The organism is Microcoleus sp. AT3-A2 (assembly GCF_036705685.1).
Taxonomy (GTDB): Bacteria; Cyanobacteriota; Cyanobacteriia; order Cyanobacteriales; family Microcoleaceae; genus Microcoleus.
This window is the reverse complement of the sequence record NZ_JAUBVF010000003.1, coordinates 192,668-212,329: the sequence shown is the minus strand read 5'-3', so window position 1 is coordinate 212,329 and position 19,662 is coordinate 192,668. Positions and strand designations below refer to the sequence as shown.

The window sequence follows — 19,662 nt, the reverse complement described above, 5'->3', positions numbered from 1 at the left end:
TTTCATCATTCCGATACAACCGGAATTGATATGACAACTGACTGTTTGGACATTTGAACAATACCGATGCAACCGGAAACGATATGATTTCAAAAATTCACAATCTCCACCACACAAGGATTTAGGGCAAATAAAAATGCTCTCGGCTACTTTGCCGAGAGCATTTTTGAGCAGTTAAACTGCGTTTTGATACAAATTTGCTACATTCTCACAAATCCTAAAATCAAAAATCGCTGAAACCCAAAGCCGATGGTGGGATTTGAACCCACGACCGTTCGATTACGAATTTTTAGTATGCCATTAACAGAAAATGTTTCAACAATTTCCAACAATAGGGATTAATTGGTTGTGATGTAAGTTCCTCCAAGCATTATTCCTGCTGCTGTATCCATAGCTACATTGCTTTGCCCGCCTCCTCCTGCAGGAATAGAAGCTATATTAATGATAGCTGCATTATTAATGGTCAGTAAATTGGCCATAAGTACACTATTTGCAACCAGTGTTAAATTCCTGTGCCAAATGGTCGTACAACTGCTAACTGTGCTTATATAGGGTAGTCCAGCGATTCTAATAGTTCCCGTCCCCGTGTGATCTGTCCACTCAACGAACAAGTCGAAAAATATCCTTTTTCCTATTTTTGTGAAGCTTCCGGCCCTAGTTGTATAAGTTCCCAAACCATCAGTTGTTGTGCCTATCACCGTAGGGATAAAAGTTCCCTCCAAGTAGTCATCTAAAATATTGGGATTACTTGAAGGATTTTGCACACTTGGAAAAATAATTTGGCCAGCGGTAGTTACTGGACCTGTAAAGCTAGGGCTAGCAATCGGCGCTTTTAAGGCTAATTGTGTTGCTATGGTAGCCGCAAAATTGGCATCATTTGCTAATGCCGCCCCCAGTTCTGTTAAAGTATCTAGTGCTGTGGAGCTGTTGCCCACCAAAGTATTTATAGCTGTGGTAATTTGTGCTGGTGTTGCAAATTTAGTGGGGTTTTCCCAGCTTCGATCGCCCCTGAGCAAAAACTCACTACTACCAGCGGGCGGCGCCGGCACCAAACCGTTTGTACCAGGGAGGCTGGCAGACGGTGCACCGTAAACACTGAGCAAGGTTTCAAGTGCCGCAATGCGATCACTCAATTCCTCATTTCCATTATTTTTTTTTTCGGCGACTACGGAACCCCATACCAAAATTGTGTCTACTGAGGTCAGTGCATTCCCAAGTTTTACCTGAATCCCCAAGCTCAAATCTTCCGCCACGTCTATGGTGTTTGAATCGCTGAAAAATCGCATCAAGTTCACGTCATAATATGGCTCTTTGTTGAAAAGTCGAATCGGAGCTCGCTCAATCCAGTCTCCAGTGCCTTTTTTTTGATATAAAATAATTTCTCTAAATTGAGTATTTGTAGCTACATCATCAAGAATTTGCTGCAATACGTCCGGTGGCGTATCATCGGGAATATAAGGAAATTCGGCCGCATCAATACTTTTAATATTGACTGTCAATCTTAGTGTAGTAATAAATCCGCTAAACCCTGTGGCAGGCTTGTAAATCGTAGCGATAGGTGCGGTATAGTTGCTAGAGTTGATTTGAAATAAAATACTTTCAGCAATGGCCATATTTGAAGTAAGGAATAGAGCTTACTCTGATAATAGCATTTCAGAAGTAGCAGGAAAATTACTCCCACTGCATCCCACAGCTAGATATAATAGTTTTACGGATTTGTGGAAAAAAACCAGAAAAGTAGGTGGGTATATACCAAGACCTAAAACTTGTATAACCGCAGAAGACGATCTTTTTCCATGCTGCCTAAGTTGCGCCGCTATCACCGATCCTGAAAATGTTAAGGAATTATTGGCACGGCGATCGGCAAATGCTGGATGGATTACCGCAGATTGGTGGTGGGATTTTGGCTGGTTGTTGCCTGCGGGTTTTGTGAATTTGGGGATTGGGGTTACAGTTCCGAGTCCGCCTGTTGAGCGCGATCGGGTGTTTGTTCACAAACCAAATTTGTCGCGAGGGTACCTAGATTTGGATTTAGCCGCTCACGCTAAAGTCGGAGCCGATCAGCACGAAGCTAGGGCTAGAGTTTCTGCTTATGCTAATTTTGAGCAAGTGGCATTTGAGGGGCAGATGCTGGTTTCAGTGTACGGCGATATCAGTGTTGCAGTTCCCCGATCGTTGTGGTTTGGCGATGGAAAAGAGGTTTGGCAACGATTTATATTTCAAAATCCTGTCATGCCCTACGAATTATCAAATCTAGTTTTAGCTGGCAATAATATGAATGTAGAGGACGGAAAAGTTGTGTTTATGGGAGTTGAACTGTAATGCCTGATTATTTTCACTCAGCACTACGCGGAGAGCAGATTCACGAAGCCAAAATTAAAGTTTTACCAGAAGGCTCTATTTTCCCCGTGCCTGATTGGGAGGGGCAATTTCTTGTAGTTGGTTTAAAGTTATATGTCAGCATCAAGCAAAATAATGTTTTAACTTGGTTGCAGCCAAAAGCTTATAATGTACCACAATTACCTGCTAATGTAGTAGTTTTTGAACGCGGTTACGGAATGCCGGAGCCGCGCTCTATGTATGAATCAGGAGTTATTTACACTAACATTCAAAGCAATGATAATTATTATTTGAGTCAGGGGCAGTGGTTAAAACTAGGTCCTGAATTAAGCGCAAATAAATTATTGATAGAAAATAGCAACGATAATGAGGGGCATAACACCCCAACTGACGGCACTATAAACGCCGCACTGCTACGAACTTGGGAATTAAATAAAAAATATTATTTTAAATTTGAGGCGCCGTCTACAATTTCATTGAGTCAATATGCTACTAGCGACTATTTTGTTGAGTTGAGGTATTTCAATACTTTAGCTTCACAAGTTGTAGATGGCGCGCTGATCACTTTAGACACTTCTGGCTTGCAAAACGTAAATGATTTGTATAAAATAATGGTATATTTCAAACAAATTCAATACGGCAATTACGAACAGTGGTTATATTGCAATTACTTGTTCGATCTCGAATCGCGATTAATAAAAGTACAAAGTCTCGCAAGCGTTTATTACAGCGGTTAAAATAATATGGTTAGTTTTGTTGCACCAGCAGCAGGCGGTATTCAGCCAATTAACGGCAAAAACGGAACTACAATCGAAGGCTTGATTAACGCCGAAAGAGGAAAGCCAGGGCGCGATATTGTGCCAAATGTTATTAATCAGATTATTGCAGCGGCTCAAGTGTCAGTGCCTGCCAATGCTTGCGATCCACAGGCAGCTTTACAACGCGCACAGCAGCAAATTCAAGAAAAGGTACAGTTAATCTTGGTAAATTATATTCAGCAACAGGTGCAGCAGGAGGTCAGCAATTCGGCGTCTATTCAACAACTGCAAAAAGAATTACAGGCAATTCAGCAAACGCAAAATCAAACAGAATCCATACAACAGCAAGCGGAGATTATCGAAAAAGACATACAAAAACAGTTAAGTGGACTTATAGTGGGAGTCGTAGGACGAGCTTCGCAGCAGTTGCCACAAGTTGCAAAACTTGCAAATACAAATGCCGCCGGGCTTAAGACGATCGCAACCGTAGCTGAATCGCTATCAACTTTTGTACCTTCACAAGGAATCAATATGTCGGCGTATGCGAGCGCTACTCAAAAAACCGTACAAACTGTTAGTCAGGCTTGTTACATCTGAGGTATTTATGAGCGCTTGCACTGGAATTGGTAACGGAATAGGCGGAGCGATTGGCAGATGGGGGGCAGGATTAGGCAGTGCATTAGGGTTAGGTGCTGCCGTTGATTTGGGGGTTAGGGCATATACAGGTTATGGATTGCTTGAAACTTTATCAGTGCCATATATTGAATGTCCTGATGGCTCGTACTCAAGTGCAATTGAATGGTACGGAAGCGGGTTAAAGTGTCCTAAAAAGCCAGAAACCGCTGAATTGGGTCTTAAACCTCCTTCGCCTCAAAGCAGTCAAGCTCTTTCTTATAATGATGCAATTGAAGCGATGGGAGGGAGTACAACTACGTATTTTGGAAATCATGTTTTTGGTTTCAATCTCTACGGTACTATGTTGGGGAATTCTCCTTTATGGCAGCCTCGATCAGGGCATTACGATACAGGGGCGCAACAATTTCAAGACAAACTAGGGAATGTTTTTACAAGGGGAACTATAAGCGAAGCGTTGGGCGGTCCACTTACTGATGAACCAATTTCGCTACCTTACAGTGATATGGGTAGAGGCGGTTTTTTTTTAGATCCAACCTTTAATCAAACTTGGAATGGAATATCAGGCGGAAGTTATTTTTTTGTAAATAGTCAAGCACCTACACAAACTAGAACAAAATTTGCAGTTCCGTACATGAAAAGAAATGGATTTTTTCGTGGACAATCTCCCTATACTTTTCTAGGAATTCAAGCAAGCATTCCCTCTGATTACGCAAAAGCTCCGCCCGCCGCCAATATTTCATCAATACCACCTGGATTTACACCATCACCACCACCACCAAGAGAGGATTGCGAAGAAATGAACTGCCCTTGTCTGACTCCTGACATGATCGAAAAAGCGGTTAAAAAAGCTTTGGGTTTATCGCCATTTGCTCCTGAAAAGCTCATTCGAGAAATGGGAGCAAAAATATTTGCTGCTCCCGGTCCGTCTTTCGTGCCGATTGTCCCCCTAACTTTAGTGGATGCGATCGCCGCACTGGTAGCCGCTAATTACATGAGGGCTGGCTACGGCCGGTATCCTGTGCTAATGCCACAGTCACTGATCAACGACAATTCCGTTGCCGACGCCGTACCAGCGCAGCCAATTGAGAACTTCGCAGAATGGTTTGAATGGCATATAAAGCAACAGGACGCAGTACAGGGTGAGTGGCCCGTAGAGATTGCGATCGTGGATGGAGCCAAACGCCAACCGCTTAAATTCGAGAATATTTCTGAGGCTTTTGCGGAGCTTAGCGGCTTGATGATTCAAACCGCCACCGATGCCGATGCCGCTGTAGCTGTATCTTCTCACGCTGCCGTTGCTGCCACCAAGGCGCATACTGCTAGTGTGATTGCTCAGAAAAATGTGGAATGTTTGATCCGGTTTTTTGGAGTCCGGACGGGTTACGGCTCAATTTTTATTGATTCGGCTATCACTCCAATGGACTCAGACAATCCAACATTTAATCTGAAAAAATTCCTCACCCCATCAAAACAGCCGATTGCATTTTTAACAGACGTTGACCCGTTCGACTTTCAGGCAGTGTTAGACCGGATTCTTCGCAATAGCGAAATAGCAAAATCCGCAGTAGCTCTAGACGCTAAATCAGGACTGGTAGGGGATTACGCCAGAAATCAAAGAAAATACGACGCGGCCGAGACCAAACGCGAAACTGAAAAAGAGCTCGAAAAACTGCAAGCTAGTATTAACGCTGCCAATCCTGAATTCAGGGTTAAAATTCGAGTAGACACACCAGCCCCCACGGGCGATGTCACTGGAAATAATTTTGTGATTAAGAGGCCAAAAACTGCTGATGAATGATTTGACTTGGGCTGAATTACTGGCAGCGCTTCCACCTGATGCAGTTTTTGTAGATAGCGGTCGCGGTGTTTGTGTGAATGTTTCCCTAGTTTCTGGAGAATCTCCGAATCTAAATCTACTTACTCAAGTAGGGGTAATCGAATTTTGTTACAAACTTCTTGACGCCGCCAATCGAGCTCAAACCACTAAAAATGCAGCATTGCCAGCGGGTAGCAAACTAAATTCTTTTGGCGCTCCAATTTGGAGTACACCAACTGCCACTGGATCGGTAACCGCCCGCCATTCAGTAGCTGCTCAATTTACAGTTTCTACCGCAGTGGCTGTGGCGCCGTTAACCTAATGAACAACACGCCGATCGTACTTGGTGAACTTACAGAATTAAGAAGTCGCCGGACCCGGATTATTAACAGCCAGAATTTAGGCGGCGAACGGACGATCGACATTACTGCCAGCAGCGACGGTAGCAATCCCGGAATAACTAGCGGGCCCGGAACTGGCGGCGGTGGAATCCTTGGTGGCATTGTTTCTAGATTGCAACAGTTTGCTGGGTTTCTTTTCCAGCAAGCGCTCAACACTCTAACGGCAAGCATTAGCCAAATTGCCAGCACATTAGTAAGTAATTATTTGCAGCTTGAAAATTTTGACTGGAACAGCACCGACGACGAAATCAAAAAGCAAATTACCGCTAACAATGAATCGCTATTGCAAAATTCCGGCGATGCGGTCGGTCAGATGGCAGCGTGGGGATTGATCGGGTTTGCAAATTTGGCGATTGGCGCAACTTTGGGGGCTTTAGGCAAAGCTACTGGTAACAACAAATTGCGTGGAGCAACTATCGCCGGCATTGCCGTACCTGTGCTTTCTGGCAAGATTGCGCTGGCGCTTGCGGAGGAAGGTGGCGACGAAGTAGGCGATGAATTGCGATCGTTTCTGATGCAAGCTCGATCGGTTGCTGTTCGCAATGGAATTCTGGCAACTATTTTGTCAGCACGCAAAGCTGGATTTTTTGGCGGCAGTGTTACTAACGAGGCTTTACCTGTTGATTCGTTTATGAGTCGGCAGCAAGATTTTATTAAAAAGAATATTCCTGATAAGTGGCAGGATTGGGCAGAAGATGTTTTGGATAGCTTCAAGGATTCTATTTCCGAAGCTATCTATGTGGTGACAAATACGATTGACGATGCGCTGGCAGCGTCTAAATATGCTGCATATCAAAATGAGCGGCGACAACAAGTTACACTTTTATTAAACGAAGACGATGACGAAAATTAACTTTCAAGGCTCAATTGAGGATGTAAAAAAGCAAATTGAGCAAGCTATCGCTACCTATGAATTACTAGGTAATCAAACGTCTGTTAAATTTGAGACGTGGTTTGAGAAATGGGAAACGGGATTTTTAACAGCGACTGAAAATAGAGCGTTAGGCAACTATCAGCTAACGGGTGAAAACGCATGGAGAGCGGACGCGGGCAAGCGCCCCCGGTTCCGACAGTGGGAAAACGACGACGGCATCATAACAGGCGAATACTGGCGTGATCGGGATAATGATGCTACTTCATTAATTCTCAGCGGCACGCCTGAAATGCTAATCGATCAAATTATCCAAATTGAACACAGACCTAATAGTGGCGGTAAGGCTGCTGAGTCAGAATTTACTGGCGGTGGAGAAGTCAAGCGCAAAGGTAGACCGCAATTATATATTTATTTTGAAGAAGACGAAGAAGATATTGAGCCGGGATACGATCCGATCCGAAGCCGTATCTCAATGAGGCTTATGGATAAAACCGACACAAGTTTAAGCCGTGCCGATTTAAATCAATATACAACAAAGATTCAAAATATTTTCGGAACTGGCGGAGGCAAAATATGGAAACGCGGAAAAGATATGGCTAGTTATACAGACTGGGAAAATGGCTATCAATTGCAATTGTTGGTACGTTCTAAAACCGACGGAGAAGAATTGATTAAACAATTTTTATCCATTCAAAATGTGTCGTTTGCTAAGAAAAAATACTTTTATAAAGAAAATCAGGATGTAATTAACGCATACCCTACAAATCCTGGTAGCGAAATTGTTTTAGGAAAGGAAATCAAAAAAGCTCGTTACAGACCAATTGCAGAAATTAGGTTTCAGGCAGCATGGATTTCTCTTGCTTCTATCCGCAAGCCAGTTTATCTAGTAGATCAGTCTGGTGAAAACAAAATATTTTCTGATTGATCTTATTAAATCGCAAACGGTGACACCGTTTGCCCACACAGTCTACCTCAATTTACCGGGCTATGTTTGAAGCATGACATCACCCTTTAGAGGCAGATTGACCGATGGCTGATATTACTTACAGCGAATGGACGACCGCAATCGCAGATACAGCGATCAGCTCCATGATCACCAACGCATCGCTACCCAGCTCAACCTTACCGCCTGCCGAAACGCTTTGGAAAATGGTGCAGGGGTACAAAAAAGCCCAAGATGCTTACAACGCAGAAGACGAAAGCGGTACAGCTCCCAATTTGGCAACGATCGACACCATGATCTTGGGCCCTAGCGTTGAAATCATGGCAGGCGACGGTAGACCTTACGTGCGGGGACGCGCTCAAGTACAGTGCGTGTTATTCCTCGATTCTAACGACGTGCAGGGGGTCACAGTAATCTAATGGCTCAAAGATTTTCTAACATTCGCAAAGCTATAAAAGACGGATTAACTGGTACTGATTTAACTGCGTACAAAGCGTGGCGACGCGGCGATACAAAAATTGACGCGCCTAGCGTACCTCGCGGCCCCAGCGTAAGAAAGGCGTTAAGTCCGTTTTTTGAGGAAAGCTACACATCTTTTGTCACGGCCAAAATTTCTGGACGAGCTTTTGCAGCTCTCGGTACAACTGGCTTGACCGATACTAATCTAGGGCTTAATAATGTTCCGCTAACAGCAGGATCGACGTTAAGAAAATTAAAGCGCTTTTCACCTGCTAAGGCAATTTTGTTTATTCCCGCAGTAGGGGCAACGGCAACAACGCCGAAATCTACCATTACTACATTGGAGTACAAAAAAATTCCCGGCAGTAGTTACACTTTGCCCATAGGTAAGCGATCGGTAGCCGGAGGGAGAAATTGGCTTGAAGTTACTGCCACTTTAGAAGCTGAGGTTAGTCCAGGCGTGCGGGTATCTTTCCAAGTTGAAAATTTTTAAGGAGTAAGCAATGGCAACTAGGCAAAGATTTCGCGATTTACAAGACTCAATTAAAAAAGGGCAGCAAGGGGAAAAGCTTACAGCTTTTAAAACCTGGCGAGCTGAAGGGCCTGCCGCAACTTTTACGGCTCCAGCCATGCCCGCAAAGGGGGCAGCGATCAAAAAAGCGCTGCGACCTTTCTATACCGGCAGCACTGATATTACAACTTTTGCTGTTGTCAAGGTGTCGGGTAGAGCTTACGGTGGTATTGCAGCCGTTGGAATGAGTGATGTTAAACTTTCTCTTGAAGATGTTGCCGATACGCCTGCTGATGGAGTTTCTTATGAGTATGTAGATGGTTTTTCACCCGCCAAAGCCGTAATCTTTTTACCTGGTACGGGTTCAAACACTACACTTTCTCGAATTACTAACAAAAATTACAAAAAGCGCAACGGTGCAACCTATACCCTCCCTTTTGGTAAGCGCGATTTAGCAGGAGCTCGCGATCAAAAAGGAATGCGCGGCCGAATTCTTGGCGGTGTGATTACTGGCGCTTCTGTAAGTTTTAAAGAAGAAAGTTATGCCCCATAGCGTTAATACCGAAACTCTCGAAAATTGTTTTCGCTCTTACATTTGGAAACCGCCTGAAGGTTTTTCAGAGGCAGAATGCCTTGAGTTAGTCGGTGCACTTGATACCGCTAACAAGGCAACTACTCAGTTTTTGCAAGGCGAAATTGATGAAGAGACCTTCCTTGATATAAAGGAATGGGCGCATGGTTTAGGAGAAATGGATGATTTCATAGAAAGCGCAGAAGACAATATTGAGTTATTTTTGCCCGGTTTGCTATGAGTATCATTGCCGATGATTTGGGGGGTTGGTTCAACATTGGTTCTATTTCTCCAGATAACAACTGGAAAATGGCTCCTAATGGCGCAGGACTAAACGCACTTTTTCGATTAAGCTATACAACGAATTGGAATGAGTGGGAAACGACTACTAAGTTTAAATCTTACGGGTTAATTCGATTTCACTACCGACAAAATGAGCAATTTTCTTTAGTCAGCCGTGCAGTAAAAATTTACCCTAAGCGAGAAATTGAGTTAGTTCGTTTTCCGCCACCTCCCGAATTCTCCAATTTGACTAATATTGTGCGAGTGCCAGCAGTTAAACGCGTAACTTACGATCGAAGGGGGCAAGGAGGATTGAATTTGGCAAATATAATCGCTTGGTCAGTCAAGATTGAGTATTTGTTAATCACCTAATATGTTACTGCAACAACATCCGCCGTAATTGTATGCACACCAACTATTTAATCGGAATTGCGATCGGCTGCGTTGTTGTAGTAATTGGATATCGCCTGTTTCCACCTAAACGGGAAAATCAGCAAAAGAAAAAGATTGCAGAATTATCAACGGAAAACAAAGACTTAAAAAATGAATTCAAACTAGAAATTACTCGCAATCGTATTGCTATCAACAAACTCAAAGAAAGAATAGACACTTTAGAAGATAGGCAAAATAAAGCTGATGAATGGTTTGGTTCGGTAATTCGTCATAGCCGCGCGCAATTTGACAAACAGGCTATCGAAGATTTTCTAAAAGAACAAGGAATGAAAGAGGAATTGTGAACGAAAAACCTCCTCAAAGTAGAAATACAACAATTACTTTTATGACCTATTTAGCTGTCATCTGTCTGTTGTTTACCGCTTTATATATTTATTTGGTTGTTAGCGAAAAAGAAGTGCCTAACTTTGTAACTATCACCATTTCTTTTACACTAGGCCCCTTGGTGTACACCCTTACACCAAAAGGGATTGGGTAAATGGATAAAGAAGCGCTCAAGACGCATCTAGAAGGACGCAAGGAGCAATTGAACGCACTAATCAAGCATCTAGAAACCAGAGGCGACGAACATCCGCAATACGGTCAACTTGATAATTGCAAAATAGAATTTCAAACAGTAATTTCTCAGTTAGATAAACTGAAAAATAAAACGTGAACATTCATGAGGCTTATAACACTTTAATCGATGAAAGCGCTACTCTTGACGAACTTTTGGCAGCTCATAAAACTTTTGCATCTGAGCGAGGTTATTTACTCTCAGTGGCGATGAGAGAACCCCGAAATGATATGCAAATCGAACCTAAATTATGGAAGCTGCTAAGTGCCGAGGCGGCTGTCGAATTCAAAATCAAAAACTTATTCAATCAATTTTAAAATTATGCTTGACCTGACTACTAGCTCTATAATTCTTAAATACTGCCAATCAAAAGGATACCCGATCACAAATTTCAACATTATCTATATAGAAGGCTGTGACATCAATGGTCGCCTCAACAACGATGCACCGAACCAATTTAACGATGTGCGCGCAGTCTTTGATAAAAATAAATGCTTGGATTGCTGGCAAGCAACTTGCGAGCCCGGCGCTTGGTACACTCACACACCAATGAATCCCGATGGAGCATTTCGGATTGCCTTTGGCTTTCATAAAGAAGCATGGGAAATTGGGATTCATGGAAATTCAGAGCCACACGAAGCATTAATCCAGGTTGGGGAAGTGCGCGGATTTCGGGATTACAACCAAGATTTTATCCGTCCTGGCGATCGCGAAGTGTGCGGTTATTATGGGATAAATCAACACTGGGGATACGATATGCCGCCCGGTGACATTGGCCAAGCGTCGGCTGGATACTTGGTTGGGCGGAGTCGTTACGGTCATCAGCAATTTATGCAGTTTTGCCGAAACAGTAGGCGACGGTATTTTGATACGATCGTCATCCCCGGAAATGAAGTTTTTAAGTTTTAATGTCAAAAAATATCCCCCTCGGTAGTGAGGGGGAAGAATTGGATAGAAGCCCATCCCTAGTAGGGTTTTAAGAAATATGCACTTTTTACGGTTTCAATCCCTGAAAGGGGTGGATTGCATCGCCACACAATCCGCAACGCTCATCGGTTTGCTCAATTTTAACCAGTCTGAGGACTTAACTGGGAGGCTGACATCTTCTGGCTTGTGCAGCGCAGTTATTGTCAGCCACCATAATTATAGATCGCGAAATTCCGTAATTCCTGAATTCGCAAATTCGACAATCTTTGCACTTACCGCGCGTTCTACTTCTGGGCATTTTTTGAAGATTTTGCGTAACTGTTGTTGGTCGCGAAGCTCGAAAAAGTAGCTGGCCGCCGTTATGTAATCACACCACATTCGACAATGTTCGCCACGGCGATCATGTTTTTCGGCCCGCTCTACCCAATATTGAGCTTTTGCCAAAAGTATTTCAGTCATTTTTACCTCCCCTCACACTGCTGCAAAACTTCCCGCGCATCCAAGTTATAAACGTGGCAAAACAACTATCGGAAGCGTTTGATAGCTGTTTTTTGTTGTCTAATGCCATCCCGTTAGTGGTTTCCCTCCGTGTGGTTTCCACGCTGGAGCCCCTACATTCATCTTTGCTAATTTCACGGATTCTTCTTCTCGCAATTCCAGACCTACCAATGAACTTCCACACCGAGCACACCCTGAGCAGGGATAAGCCATTTTTTCATCCAAAAATCTAATTCCGCAGCAAGGGCAGGAGTAGTGAATTGCTAAAATCGGCTTGAGTTTTTTGGTTCGTCCCATCGTTTGTGTTTGAGTGCTAGCTTGCCTCGTCAGCACCGGGGTTACAACCACCCGGCAGACGCCCCGAAGGGCGTTTCGGCGTTTTAAAATGTATATCGATTGTGAGACAACCACTCTGTTAGCGCTGTTACAAAACCTCTTAAAATTCTGGCACTGCTAGTTTATTGATTATCCCTGCGTAGTTCCGGAAAATTATCTCTGCCGAGTTTCCAACCCACTTAGAAATTTGAAGTGGCGGAACTCCATTCTCTAGGCACCAAGAAATAAAAGTATGACGTGTGTTGTACTGTGGTCGGTACCCGTCGATCGCCTCGTCTGTAGCAAGTTGGCGCACAATGCCCAATACTACCCCTTTGCCATACCAGGCAGTACGCAAATCTTGGTGAGTAATTGGCGAACCGTCGGGGCGCAAAAACACCGCAGCGGTACTCACAGCTTTAAGGGGCCTGATTGACAACAGCAAGCTTTGCAATTGTTTATTACATGGAAAATCTCGCTGCGGTGACTGCTTAGTACCCTGTTTTCGCTGAGCGCCTCCCTTGCCCAAAATTACTACCTCTTCAAAACTAAGAGAACTACAGTTACTTTTGATGTTTTTCCAGCGCAGTCCGATCGCTTCAGACGTACGACAGCCAGTTAGGAAGAAAAATTCAATAAGCGGAAGTAGATAGTTAAATTTTTCTGATTTTTCAAAAGCGGCAAGAATTGCCTCTTTTTCATCCACAGAGAAAGGATGAATTTTGCATTTAGACTTTCTGGTTTTAATTTTACTTTTTCCAAAAAAAGGATTAGTTTTGAGTAAATCCCTTTCTACAGCCCAGTTGCAGGCTGCGTTGATTTGCATTAAAATGCGTTTGCAAGTGTCTAGAGTCTTATTGGCTATCATCCAATCTTTGAGATCCATGGCTTCGCCAGGAAGTTGATAAGGACAGCTATTTAAGTGATTTAGAGTGTTGGTATAGGTTCCCTTCCACGTTGTGGCAGATTTATCTTTTTTGGTATTGATATACCTTTGATATATTTCGACAAAGGTAATACTATTGTTTTGGTCTTCAATTTTGGGTTTTAAATGTTGGTAGGCAACAGGTTGATATTTTTTTAAAGTGGGGTCAAAATGTCCAGATAAAATATCTAGCTCGATTTGTCTGGCTATAATTTCCGCTTTTTTATAATTTTGTGGGTTATCAGTCAGTCCTAAAGGCAAATAAACTTGTTTTTTGCCATCCCAGAGGCCGCGCGGCAACCTCAATCGAAGATTACCGCGCACAGAATTAACTGTTACTGAACCTCTAGGACTTTTCATAAATCAACTTTCACCAAACTTTTTACGTAGATCTACGAGACGGGCTTTGCCCTCGGTAAATTTTCTACCTTTCATATTGAGGATATTTTCAATAATCCAGGTAGGACTTTTTCCCTCTACTTCCGCCGCGCTTACCTTCCACCAAAGAGCCAAATCACTAGCATCAGCTTCGGAAGCGGTAGTAGTAGTAGTTTCCTGTAAGTCGTTGCTGTATATAGCTTCCAGCGCTTGCCGTGAAGCTTCCACATCAGCGCCAGGGGAAGTCAGGATAAGTTCGGCTTCCTGCTGTCTTTGTTGCTGCGAAACGTAGACGCTTGTGCTGATTTCATCTTCTACATCAGCTTTAATCGCTCTCAGTTTCAACTCCTCAATTTCATCTTCCTCTGCCAAATTACGGGCGATATTGCCAGCGGCAACAGCACAAGCAATTGAAGCACACAGGCTAATACCTTGCACCGCTTTGTGAGTGTCTAGCTTTTTGTCTAGTGCTGCTAGTGGAACCAACCACAGCACGACAGAGGATGCACTCAACATAAACAGTTTTAGCTGCATGATTCCCCCTTAAATAACTTACTTGAATGATTGTTGATTTCGCTAGCAGCTTTTTCAAAATCAAGGTTTTCAGCTCGAATCGCTTCTTCCATAGCAGCGGAAATTCTGTCTTCAAATTCGTACTGTAAATCTGTAAAATCCCAGTTAAAAATTTCACAGTCGTCTTCCTTTCGTCGCTTAGCTCTTGCGTATTCTTTCAGATTTTCGGCTTTTATTTCTTCGACAAATTGCGAGAGAAGATTGATAAAATCTTCTGTAGTCAAAAAATCTAGCTGCATAGAAACACCCCCAAACCAATCAGCAGCATCGCCAAACCGCCGATTAAAAGCGCTTGTAAATCAGCCACTGAAATCTTGAGCAACTTGCTCAGGGAATAATCAAGTAACCAACTCAAACCCCAAGCAATCGCAATCGCTGCTAACAGGAATAAAACGGCTTTCGTAGCCATCGGATGCAAACTCGCTACCCATCCCAGAAGGGAGGAAGCGGCGCACCCGGCAGTAAAGTAGTTTGCCAAGCTTGCCGCTCTCATTAGTTTTTCCCTCCCCTGTCTTCGTGCCTGATGACTGCGTGAATAGCGTCGCTTTTAGAAATTGGAGTAGGAGAGCTAACCCGCAGAATTTTAATTACTTGCCCTGTAAGAGCATTAGTAACTGAGATGTCGCGCTGATAATTAGCCATTAGTTCGCACCCGCTGTCAGTTTTGCCTTGATAGCGTCAATCCGAGTCCGGGCATCATTCTCAGCTTTGTCAACTCCCATGCCTAATCGGGCATAACCGGGTGTGAGACCGTACAATTTCTTAGCGAGGGAAGCATTGCCGCGAACTTTCTTTAATTCGTTCTCCGCGACTGTGCCTTCGTATTTCCTGTGGGCTTTGTGTACCACGGCATCGGCTTCCTCGATCTTCCCTAAATCCTTGTAAACCCCTTTGGTGATTCGAGCCCCTTCGACTTTTTCCTTTTTCAAGTCCTTCACCGCGTCCGCTTGGTCGCGAGAAAAGTACATCGGATTAGGAACTACGGGAACCGATCGGATTGATCCAAAATTACCGGGGTTAGTGGGAGTGATGACGGCCGCGTCGGTTTGGGCAAGCACTTTTGATTTGTCGATCGCGTGGTTGCCATCGTTGCCGCTGCTGGCAAGTTTGCCAGCGGAATCTTGGCCGCCGCCAAAAAGTCGGAGTTGTAAGCTCATTATTTTGCTCCAATTTGAATGGTGATTTTGATTGGAAAAACTTTGCTGCGTAAAGGTTGCAGCAGAAAAATTAAAGCGAGCGCGCCAACCAAAAGGGCGATCGCCAATTTCCAATTAATTTGGGTATGGTCAGGCGTTTCGATCTGTCGCTCCGGCAGCGGCGTCAGTTCGCCGGCTGATTCGAGCAATTTCTCCCAGGTAGCCCGCTGCCTCCTGTCGCCATACAAACCGGCGTAAGGAGTCAGACCCAAATCCGTGGCTTTTTGCTTAAGCGTGGTGAGATTACTGCGATCGTTCATAATGAAGTTGGCTCCGATTTGAATGTGCCAGCCGGCGTTCCCAGGCGTCGGCTGGCAATAAATTACTGATTTCCTGAAATCTTTGCAGCTCGGAGGTGAGCCAGGGCGCTTTCCTTGGCCGCCTCCTCAGCAGCAAAAATTGCCAAGGCTTGCTCCATCCCCCGGTTTTCTGCTGCCAACAATTCAGCATCGTTTAGAGCTTCGTTTCGCTGCTGAGCGGTTTGATTGCAGCGGGTGATTTCGGCTAACTTCCCCCGAATTCGATCGCCATTTAATTGAGAGTTGGCGGCACCGGTCTGGCGCAAATTAGCAATTTTTCCTTCCAAAGCGGCGACGTGATCGATTACAGCCAAACCAGATGATTGGCTCGAATTTGCAGGCTTAGCAGCAAATTCCAGCAGTTGCTGCAACCGCACCTCGTCACCGGATTTATGAGCTTTGATCAATTCAATTGCCAATCCTGAATAGCGAGTATTCTTGGCATCGCCCCGGCGAATCGAATCGACCCGACAACCGCGAACCCCCAACAAATGGGAGATGGCGCGCTGAAAAGCAGACTTAGTAAGATCGGTCAGTCTTACCGCTGTTGCTGCACCTATCCATTCATCTCGAATCGATTCGCGAATCGATTCAGATTCGACCCGGTTCGATTCGCTGACAATTTCAACATCTAAGGCTTCTTGCATCAAAATTCATCCTTTATTTCGTAAGTGTCTATTTCACCACCAAAAACTAAACGGATCAGGCGCTGAGCAATTTCAAATTGAGCATCATCCAGCGCAATCATATGTGCGCGGTGTATCGGGCATCCACGATTACGATCGGCTCTGTATTGAGAGGAAAGCTTTTTCCAGAGAGATTTAGTGAATCGAGTAGGAGTGCCAACCCAACCCCATCTTGAGCCTGAGTATCGACAGATTCGATACTCACCGTCAGAGCAGAGTAAAATCTGAGGATCGGTGGCGACGACATCAAGTACGAGTCGAAAAGTTTCGTCAAAAGTCGATTGCTCAGAGATGTCTCTAGGGGAAAATAAGGGATACTGCTGTTCGAGCAATTCTTCCTTAGTGTCGGAACAATCAAAACCCCAAGAATCGTTCATGAATGGGAAAGCTTTGTGATAAAAGCACAGGTATTTGTACTTTTTATCCAAATCCCACCCTGTGAGCATTTCTTCAGTCTTTTCGGTGGTTGAATTATCCATTTTTGATTAACTCCAAAACGTAAGGAATCATTTCTAAGGCTTCGTTAACCCCCTGAATGGAATCAGTTAGGCTAAAATCTTCAACGATATACTCTGGATGTTCGATTAGGCTTTCGTAAGTACCCGAACGCCTAATATTCTCAAGCTTTTCGCGAATCTCTTCAAGAGATTGGAGAATTTGTTCGACTGTCATTGTCCCTCCTAATAGCTATTGAGTTTGTTAGCAACTTGTTGAACTTCATCCTCAGTGAGGGAGCCTCGATAGCTACCCGGAGGTGTGAATTCAACAAACCCACACTTAAACATCGTGTCTAAAATCAAGATGTGGCGCTTTTTATTGGGAATGAGAGCTTGCGCCTTTTTGGTAGCCTGAGAGCAATTGTAAGTTTTGATTTTGGGTGATTTAGGCATTGGTTTTGATAAAAACGTTTACAGCGACTAGCATTGACTCGACTTGATGAACGAGATATCCCATGTCATCGTCATCAACTAGAAAACGATTATCAGCGAGCATTTGGGTGAAAGTTTCAGAGTCGTCTATTTCGCCCAAATCATCCAAGATCTCTTTAAGCTTGGCGTGGATTTCTTGAGGGGTCATAAGCTATGCCACAGCAATGTTTGAGAGGTATTCAGATATAACTTGGGAGTAATTAACAGCCAGTCCGCGCCTTACCTGGTCGCGCCTATAGACCCCTCCCTTATCAACGACGAAAGGTGGTGGATCTCCGACAATACAGGCTTGAGAAACTTCTAAGCTTTCAGCCATCAACTTAACCACTAGCCCGCTATTAATCGCGATATCAGACAAGTGCTTCGAGGTAATCTCGGAGTAACCAGCATCACAGGAGCAGTGCCAGAACTTCTTAAGGAGATTACCCTTGCGATCGATCAAGAAGGGTGGCAGACGGTTGACACGCTCTTCGGAAAAACCGCCGTCAGCCACGATCGAGATTGTGTAAACAGGCTTTTCCTCTGGTTCCAGCACTTCAATTTCGGGGGGAGGGGAATCGGTCGCTTGGTCGGTAGCAGCGACGGGATTAATTTCACTAGCAACCACAGAGTCAGCGATGAACTCGAAGCGGATTACCCAGACTTCGAGCCGGGGGTTGCCATCAAAATATTGTTGGACAAATTCGCCGATCGTGCTGCACATTCCGCCTTCTGCCAGCAAATCTTTTTCTGGCATATCGGAAAGTTGCTCTTTGTAAGGAGCGCACGATAGGCGACACCAGCCGATTTGTTTTCCACCGTAGCGAATGTCTTTATCAAAGGCTTTGACGAGCTTATTTTGATTGAAAGCGTTGATAAATTTTTGGGCGTGCGCGTCTTTCCAGGTGCGTCGAGTTACTGACTTTTCGGGGAGATACTCTAAGATTTTACCGAAGCTAATAATCAGCCCCGAAGTTGAATCGGTTTCCGGTTTAGGGCCGCGGTAAGTACACATCGAGATTGTGTAAATAGGCTTTTCCTCTGGTTCCAGCACTTCAACTTCCGGCGATGAGGGAGGGAAAGCTATCAGAAGCTCGCGAGCCACTTCATCGGCAGTGAGGAAAAGCCCCTCTGGCGGCTCCAAATCATCATTATCTCGGTAATACTCTCGCCATTCTTGAAGGCGATCGAGTTCTTCCTCTGAAATTTCGATCACCTCACGAGCGCTCAACAAAACTTGCGCGATCCAACCAGCGAGGGAAACTTTAGAATTTCGCTTGGGAGCTGCGAGGTCTTCAATATTGAACGCAGTTGCGAGGAAATCAGTCATCGCCTTGAGTTCGCGGATCGAATAAGCTTTTGCCAGAAACTCGAAAACTGAAGTCTTCCAGTGATTGAATTTCTTTTCCATTGCATCCCAATCAAAAGAGAAATTGGTCTCAAACCGACTCAAGACATCAGAAACAGTATCGCCACTCGAAACAAGGGTAATTTGCATGGTATTTGCAGTGATTTGATTGATTGAAGCCTCGCGCACCTTCGGCAGATCGTTGATTGAGGCTGCCAACTCTCAAGGGTTTGGGGGTGTTTTGCTTGGCTTGTAAATTAATCTTATATCAATATTGTGTACACGTCAACGTGTAGATACTTATTTCTTAAATAATATTAGCCACCATTGGTTGGTGGCTAATTACATTTAGGCCGCCACGGCAGGTACAGCGAATTGAGAAGCTCTAGCCAACTCATTTAACGAACACCCCAAAATAGTGCAGACAGCAAGCGTCTCTTCAGGGGTAAAGCGTGGCTTATGCCTCCCTGTCTCCCAGTCGGAAATACTCTTCTTGGTTACTTTGCGATAGCTCCCCAAGGCCTTAAACTCCCTACTTAACTGCGCTGCCAGGTCTTCTTGTGTCAATCCGGTGCGTGAACGTAAGGTCATAAAAGTAACTTGATCTTGATCTTGATTTTGTTCCACGTCATCATTTATTGACGTGTACACATTAGCGTGTATAATCAAATAGTGACACAGCAATGTGTACACGTCAACCCACTAAACAACCAGCGATCGGGCCCTGATTGGACTCTCGGCCCTGTCGCCACCCCAATTATCTCAGTGATTCCCGCCTTCGGGAAAAATCCCCTTAACCCCCCTAACTCCCTCCCCACCGATCGTATGGAATCTCTCTTGCCACTATTTATTGCATTGGTTTTTGGTAGCGGATTTTACCACCCAGACGATCGACCGCCAGACAGAGGAGAGAGGCGACACTTTCACCAGGAGATTGAATATGTAGAAACCACCAGCTCGACATCATGACTGCTTCATGCACCCTGTTAAAGAATTTGTGAGCGGCCAC

34 protein-coding genes and 1 other RNA gene are annotated in these 19,662 nt (G+C 44.4%); 18 read left to right on the top strand and 17 right to left on the bottom strand.

The features are described 5' to 3' along the window. Positions 1-338: 338 nt before the first annotated feature. On the bottom strand, positions 339-1,613 hold the full coding sequence (locus QUB37_RS03890; protein WP_333159276.1) for a hypothetical protein: 1,275 nt from the start codon (positions 1,611-1,613) through the stop codon (positions 339-341). Between QUB37_RS03890 and QUB37_RS03885 the strand changes: the two genes are divergently transcribed. From QUB37_RS03885 to QUB37_RS03805, 17 genes are all read left to right on the top strand, one after another. Next, positions 1,606-2,322 carry a hypothetical protein gene (locus QUB37_RS03885; protein WP_333159274.1) on the top strand — a complete coding sequence of 239 codons (717 nt, stop codon included), beginning with the start codon at positions 1,606-1,608 and terminating at the stop codon, positions 2,320-2,322. The two genes, QUB37_RS03890 and QUB37_RS03885, sit on opposite strands and share 8 nt — an antisense overlap. Further along, positions 2,322-3,077 carry a hypothetical protein gene (locus tag QUB37_RS03880; RefSeq protein ID WP_333159272.1) on the top strand — a complete coding sequence of 252 codons (756 nt, stop codon included), beginning with the start codon at positions 2,322-2,324 and terminating at the stop codon, positions 3,075-3,077. The genes QUB37_RS03885 and QUB37_RS03880 overlap by 1 nt, the downstream gene beginning before the upstream one ends. Positions 3,078-3,083: 6 nt before the next feature. Beyond that, complete coding sequence (locus tag QUB37_RS03875; protein WP_333159270.1) at positions 3,084-3,695, top strand: hypothetical protein; 612 nt, start codon at positions 3,084-3,086, stop codon at positions 3,693-3,695. Positions 3,696-3,702: 7 nt separating this feature from the next. After that, positions 3,703-5,532: a hypothetical protein gene (locus tag QUB37_RS03870; protein WP_333159268.1), complete on the top strand. Its 1,830-nt coding sequence runs from the start codon at positions 3,703-3,705 to the stop codon at positions 5,530-5,532. Then, positions 5,525-5,872 carry a hypothetical protein gene (locus QUB37_RS03865; protein ID WP_333159266.1) on the top strand — a complete coding sequence of 116 codons (348 nt, stop codon included), beginning with the start codon at positions 5,525-5,527 and terminating at the stop codon, positions 5,870-5,872. The genes QUB37_RS03870 and QUB37_RS03865 overlap by 8 nt, the downstream gene beginning before the upstream one ends. Then, positions 5,872-6,804 (top strand): hypothetical protein, encoded by a 933-nt coding sequence (locus tag QUB37_RS03860; protein WP_333159264.1) that lies wholly within the window; start codon positions 5,872-5,874, stop codon positions 6,802-6,804. The genes QUB37_RS03865 and QUB37_RS03860 overlap by 1 nt, the downstream gene beginning before the upstream one ends. Further along, entirely contained in the window at positions 6,791-7,750 is a 960-nt protein-coding gene (locus QUB37_RS03855; RefSeq protein ID WP_333159262.1) for a hypothetical protein, read from the top strand. Before QUB37_RS03860 ends, QUB37_RS03855 begins: the two co-directional genes overlap by 14 nt. Before the next feature lie 104 nt (positions 7,751-7,854). Next, positions 7,855-8,187 carry a hypothetical protein gene (locus tag QUB37_RS03850; protein WP_333159260.1) on the top strand — a complete coding sequence of 111 codons (333 nt, stop codon included), beginning with the start codon at positions 7,855-7,857 and terminating at the stop codon, positions 8,185-8,187. Continuing rightward, positions 8,187-8,720: a hypothetical protein gene (locus QUB37_RS03845; RefSeq protein ID WP_333159258.1), complete on the top strand. Its 534-nt coding sequence runs from the start codon at positions 8,187-8,189 to the stop codon at positions 8,718-8,720. Before QUB37_RS03850 ends, QUB37_RS03845 begins: the two co-directional genes overlap by 1 nt. A gap of 10 nt (positions 8,721-8,730) precedes the next feature. Beyond that, positions 8,731-9,291, top strand: a complete 561-nt coding sequence (locus tag QUB37_RS03840) for a hypothetical protein (protein WP_333159256.1) — start codon at positions 8,731-8,733, stop codon at positions 9,289-9,291. After that, the gene (locus tag QUB37_RS03835; RefSeq protein ID WP_333159254.1) at positions 9,281-9,550 is read left to right on the top strand and encodes a hypothetical protein; all 270 of its coding nucleotides are present in this window, start codon (positions 9,281-9,283) and stop codon (positions 9,548-9,550) included. The genes QUB37_RS03840 and QUB37_RS03835 overlap by 11 nt, the downstream gene beginning before the upstream one ends. Beyond that, positions 9,547-9,963: a hypothetical protein gene (locus QUB37_RS03830; protein ID WP_333159252.1), complete on the top strand. Its 417-nt coding sequence runs from the start codon at positions 9,547-9,549 to the stop codon at positions 9,961-9,963. Before QUB37_RS03835 ends, QUB37_RS03830 begins: the two co-directional genes overlap by 4 nt. Positions 9,964-9,995: 32 nt before the next feature. Next, positions 9,996-10,328, top strand: coding sequence for a hypothetical protein (locus QUB37_RS03825; protein WP_333159250.1), 333 nt, complete (start codon positions 9,996-9,998; stop codon positions 10,326-10,328). Continuing rightward, entirely contained in the window at positions 10,325-10,522 is a 198-nt protein-coding gene (locus QUB37_RS03820) for a hypothetical protein (RefSeq protein WP_333159248.1), read from the top strand. The genes QUB37_RS03825 and QUB37_RS03820 overlap by 4 nt, the downstream gene beginning before the upstream one ends. Beyond that, positions 10,523-10,699: a hypothetical protein gene (locus QUB37_RS03815; RefSeq protein ID WP_333159247.1), complete on the top strand. Its 177-nt coding sequence runs from the start codon at positions 10,523-10,525 to the stop codon at positions 10,697-10,699. Beyond that, positions 10,696-10,917, top strand: a complete 222-nt coding sequence (locus tag QUB37_RS03810) for a hypothetical protein (protein WP_333159245.1) — start codon at positions 10,696-10,698, stop codon at positions 10,915-10,917. The genes QUB37_RS03815 and QUB37_RS03810 overlap by 4 nt, the downstream gene beginning before the upstream one ends. A 4-nt stretch (positions 10,918-10,921) precedes the next feature. Continuing rightward, entirely contained in the window at positions 10,922-11,509 is a 588-nt protein-coding gene (locus QUB37_RS03805) for a hypothetical protein (protein ID WP_333159243.1), read from the top strand. 234 nt (positions 11,510-11,743) lie between these two features. Here QUB37_RS03805 and QUB37_RS03800 read toward each other — a convergent pair whose 3' ends face one another. From QUB37_RS03800 to QUB37_RS03725, 16 genes are all read right to left on the bottom strand, one after another. Then, positions 11,744-11,986, bottom strand: a complete 243-nt coding sequence (locus tag QUB37_RS03800; RefSeq protein ID WP_333159241.1) for a hypothetical protein — start codon at positions 11,984-11,986, stop codon at positions 11,744-11,746. A gap of 351 nt (positions 11,987-12,337) precedes the next feature. Further along, positions 12,338-12,403: hammerhead ribozyme type II (locus QUB37_RS03795), an RNA gene on the bottom strand. Positions 12,404-12,461: 58 nt separating this feature from the next. Next, positions 12,462-13,625: a tyrosine-type recombinase/integrase gene (locus QUB37_RS03790; RefSeq protein ID WP_333159239.1), complete on the bottom strand. Its 1,164-nt coding sequence runs from the start codon at positions 13,623-13,625 to the stop codon at positions 12,462-12,464. A 3-nt stretch (positions 13,626-13,628) separates the two neighbouring features. Beyond that, on the bottom strand, positions 13,629-14,177 hold the full coding sequence (locus QUB37_RS03785) for a hypothetical protein (RefSeq protein ID WP_333159236.1): 549 nt from the start codon (positions 14,175-14,177) through the stop codon (positions 13,629-13,631). Beyond that, complete coding sequence (locus QUB37_RS03780) at positions 14,168-14,455, bottom strand: hypothetical protein (RefSeq protein WP_333159233.1); 288 nt, start codon at positions 14,453-14,455, stop codon at positions 14,168-14,170. Before QUB37_RS03780 ends, QUB37_RS03785 begins: the two co-directional genes overlap by 10 nt. Next, positions 14,446-14,709 carry a hypothetical protein gene (locus tag QUB37_RS03775; protein WP_333159231.1) on the bottom strand — a complete coding sequence of 88 codons (264 nt, stop codon included), beginning with the start codon at positions 14,707-14,709 and terminating at the stop codon, positions 14,446-14,448. Before QUB37_RS03775 ends, QUB37_RS03780 begins: the two co-directional genes overlap by 10 nt. Continuing rightward, positions 14,709-14,858, bottom strand: a complete 150-nt coding sequence (locus QUB37_RS03770; RefSeq protein WP_333159229.1) for a hypothetical protein — start codon at positions 14,856-14,858, stop codon at positions 14,709-14,711. Before QUB37_RS03770 ends, QUB37_RS03775 begins: the two co-directional genes overlap by 1 nt. Then, entirely contained in the window at positions 14,858-15,373 is a 516-nt protein-coding gene (locus QUB37_RS03765) for a hypothetical protein (protein ID WP_333159227.1), read from the bottom strand. The genes QUB37_RS03770 and QUB37_RS03765 overlap by 1 nt, the downstream gene beginning before the upstream one ends. Next, positions 15,373-15,672 carry a hypothetical protein gene (locus QUB37_RS03760; protein WP_333159225.1) on the bottom strand — a complete coding sequence of 100 codons (300 nt, stop codon included), beginning with the start codon at positions 15,670-15,672 and terminating at the stop codon, positions 15,373-15,375. Before QUB37_RS03760 ends, QUB37_RS03765 begins: the two co-directional genes overlap by 1 nt. Before the next feature lie 62 nt (positions 15,673-15,734). Continuing rightward, the gene (locus tag QUB37_RS03755; protein WP_333159223.1) at positions 15,735-16,358 is read right to left on the bottom strand and encodes a hypothetical protein; all 624 of its coding nucleotides are present in this window, start codon (positions 16,356-16,358) and stop codon (positions 15,735-15,737) included. Next, positions 16,358-16,876: a hypothetical protein gene (locus QUB37_RS03750; RefSeq protein WP_333159221.1), complete on the bottom strand. Its 519-nt coding sequence runs from the start codon at positions 16,874-16,876 to the stop codon at positions 16,358-16,360. Before QUB37_RS03750 ends, QUB37_RS03755 begins: the two co-directional genes overlap by 1 nt. After that, on the bottom strand, positions 16,869-17,069 hold the full coding sequence (locus QUB37_RS03745) for a hypothetical protein (RefSeq protein WP_333159219.1): 201 nt from the start codon (positions 17,067-17,069) through the stop codon (positions 16,869-16,871). Before QUB37_RS03745 ends, QUB37_RS03750 begins: the two co-directional genes overlap by 8 nt. A gap of 8 nt (positions 17,070-17,077) precedes the next feature. Continuing rightward, positions 17,078-17,287, bottom strand: coding sequence for a hypothetical protein (locus QUB37_RS03740; protein WP_333159217.1), 210 nt, complete (start codon positions 17,285-17,287; stop codon positions 17,078-17,080). Continuing rightward, the gene (locus QUB37_RS03735) at positions 17,280-17,474 is read right to left on the bottom strand and encodes a hypothetical protein (protein ID WP_333159215.1); all 195 of its coding nucleotides are present in this window, start codon (positions 17,472-17,474) and stop codon (positions 17,280-17,282) included. The genes QUB37_RS03740 and QUB37_RS03735 overlap by 8 nt, the downstream gene beginning before the upstream one ends. A 3-nt stretch (positions 17,475-17,477) precedes the next feature. Further along, on the bottom strand, positions 17,478-18,803 hold the full coding sequence (locus QUB37_RS03730; protein WP_333159213.1) for a hypothetical protein: 1,326 nt from the start codon (positions 18,801-18,803) through the stop codon (positions 17,478-17,480). Between the two features lie 198 nt (positions 18,804-19,001). Then, positions 19,002-19,280: a helix-turn-helix transcriptional regulator gene (locus QUB37_RS03725; protein ID WP_333159211.1), complete on the bottom strand. Its 279-nt coding sequence runs from the start codon at positions 19,278-19,280 to the stop codon at positions 19,002-19,004. A gap of 45 nt (positions 19,281-19,325) precedes the next feature. Between QUB37_RS03725 and QUB37_RS03720 the strand changes: the two genes are divergently transcribed. Then, complete coding sequence (locus tag QUB37_RS03720; protein ID WP_333159209.1) at positions 19,326-19,622, top strand: hypothetical protein; 297 nt, start codon at positions 19,326-19,328, stop codon at positions 19,620-19,622. Positions 19,623-19,662 lie beyond the last annotated feature (40 nt).

What these genes read in the sequence shown, in the direction of transcription:
- QUB37_RS03885 (WP_333159274.1), top strand. Translation starts at nt 1,606, where the DNA reads ATGGCCATATTTGAAGTAAGGAATAGAGCTTACTCTGATAATAGCATT.
- QUB37_RS03890 (WP_333159276.1), bottom strand. Translation starts at nt 1,613, where the DNA reads ATGGCCATTGCTGAAAGTATTTTATTTCAAATCAACTCTAGCAACTAT.
- QUB37_RS03880 (WP_333159272.1), top strand. Translation starts at nt 2,322, where the DNA reads ATGCCTGATTATTTTCACTCAGCACTACGCGGAGAGCAGATTCACGAA.
- QUB37_RS03875 (WP_333159270.1), top strand. Translation starts at nt 3,084, where the DNA reads ATGGTTAGTTTTGTTGCACCAGCAGCAGGCGGTATTCAGCCAATTAAC.
- QUB37_RS03870 (WP_333159268.1), top strand. Translation starts at nt 3,703, where the DNA reads ATGAGCGCTTGCACTGGAATTGGTAACGGAATAGGCGGAGCGATTGGC.
- QUB37_RS03865 (WP_333159266.1), top strand. Translation starts at nt 5,525, where the DNA reads ATGAATGATTTGACTTGGGCTGAATTACTGGCAGCGCTTCCACCTGAT.
- QUB37_RS03860 (WP_333159264.1), top strand. Translation starts at nt 5,872, where the DNA reads ATGAACAACACGCCGATCGTACTTGGTGAACTTACAGAATTAAGAAGT.
- QUB37_RS03855 (WP_333159262.1), top strand. Translation starts at nt 6,791, where the DNA reads ATGACGAAAATTAACTTTCAAGGCTCAATTGAGGATGTAAAAAAGCAA.
- QUB37_RS03850 (WP_333159260.1), top strand. Translation starts at nt 7,855, where the DNA reads ATGGCTGATATTACTTACAGCGAATGGACGACCGCAATCGCAGATACA.
- QUB37_RS03845 (WP_333159258.1), top strand. Translation starts at nt 8,187, where the DNA reads ATGGCTCAAAGATTTTCTAACATTCGCAAAGCTATAAAAGACGGATTA.
- QUB37_RS03840 (WP_333159256.1), top strand. Translation starts at nt 8,731, where the DNA reads ATGGCAACTAGGCAAAGATTTCGCGATTTACAAGACTCAATTAAAAAA.
- QUB37_RS03835 (WP_333159254.1), top strand. Translation starts at nt 9,281, where the DNA reads ATGCCCCATAGCGTTAATACCGAAACTCTCGAAAATTGTTTTCGCTCT.
- QUB37_RS03830 (WP_333159252.1), top strand. Translation starts at nt 9,547, where the DNA reads ATGAGTATCATTGCCGATGATTTGGGGGGTTGGTTCAACATTGGTTCT.
- QUB37_RS03825 (WP_333159250.1), top strand. Translation starts at nt 9,996, where the DNA reads ATGCACACCAACTATTTAATCGGAATTGCGATCGGCTGCGTTGTTGTA.
- QUB37_RS03815 (WP_333159247.1), top strand. Translation starts at nt 10,523, where the DNA reads ATGGATAAAGAAGCGCTCAAGACGCATCTAGAAGGACGCAAGGAGCAA.
- QUB37_RS03805 (WP_333159243.1), top strand. Translation starts at nt 10,922, where the DNA reads ATGCTTGACCTGACTACTAGCTCTATAATTCTTAAATACTGCCAATCA.
- QUB37_RS03800 (WP_333159241.1), bottom strand. Translation starts at nt 11,986, where the DNA reads ATGACTGAAATACTTTTGGCAAAAGCTCAATATTGGGTAGAGCGGGCC.
- QUB37_RS03790 (WP_333159239.1), bottom strand. Translation starts at nt 13,625, where the DNA reads ATGAAAAGTCCTAGAGGTTCAGTAACAGTTAATTCTGTGCGCGGTAAT.
- QUB37_RS03785 (WP_333159236.1), bottom strand. Translation starts at nt 14,177, where the DNA reads ATGCAGCTAAAACTGTTTATGTTGAGTGCATCCTCTGTCGTGCTGTGG.
- QUB37_RS03780 (WP_333159233.1), bottom strand. Translation starts at nt 14,455, where the DNA reads ATGCAGCTAGATTTTTTGACTACAGAAGATTTTATCAATCTTCTCTCG.
- QUB37_RS03775 (WP_333159231.1), bottom strand. Translation starts at nt 14,709, where the DNA reads ATGAGAGCGGCAAGCTTGGCAAACTACTTTACTGCCGGGTGCGCCGCT.
- QUB37_RS03770 (WP_333159229.1), bottom strand. Translation starts at nt 14,858, where the DNA reads ATGGCTAATTATCAGCGCGACATCTCAGTTACTAATGCTCTTACAGGG.
- QUB37_RS03765 (WP_333159227.1), bottom strand. Translation starts at nt 15,373, where the DNA reads ATGAGCTTACAACTCCGACTTTTTGGCGGCGGCCAAGATTCCGCTGGC.
- QUB37_RS03760 (WP_333159225.1), bottom strand. Translation starts at nt 15,672, where the DNA reads ATGAACGATCGCAGTAATCTCACCACGCTTAAGCAAAAAGCCACGGAT.
- QUB37_RS03755 (WP_333159223.1), bottom strand. Translation starts at nt 16,358, where the DNA reads ATGCAAGAAGCCTTAGATGTTGAAATTGTCAGCGAATCGAACCGGGTC.
- QUB37_RS03750 (WP_333159221.1), bottom strand. Translation starts at nt 16,876, where the DNA reads ATGGATAATTCAACCACCGAAAAGACTGAAGAAATGCTCACAGGGTGG.
- QUB37_RS03745 (WP_333159219.1), bottom strand. Translation starts at nt 17,069, where the DNA reads ATGACAGTCGAACAAATTCTCCAATCTCTTGAAGAGATTCGCGAAAAG.
- QUB37_RS03740 (WP_333159217.1), bottom strand. Translation starts at nt 17,287, where the DNA reads ATGCCTAAATCACCCAAAATCAAAACTTACAATTGCTCTCAGGCTACC.
- QUB37_RS03735 (WP_333159215.1), bottom strand. Translation starts at nt 17,474, where the DNA reads ATGACCCCTCAAGAAATCCACGCCAAGCTTAAAGAGATCTTGGATGAT.
- QUB37_RS03730 (WP_333159213.1), bottom strand. Translation starts at nt 18,803, where the DNA reads ATGCAAATTACCCTTGTTTCGAGTGGCGATACTGTTTCTGATGTCTTG.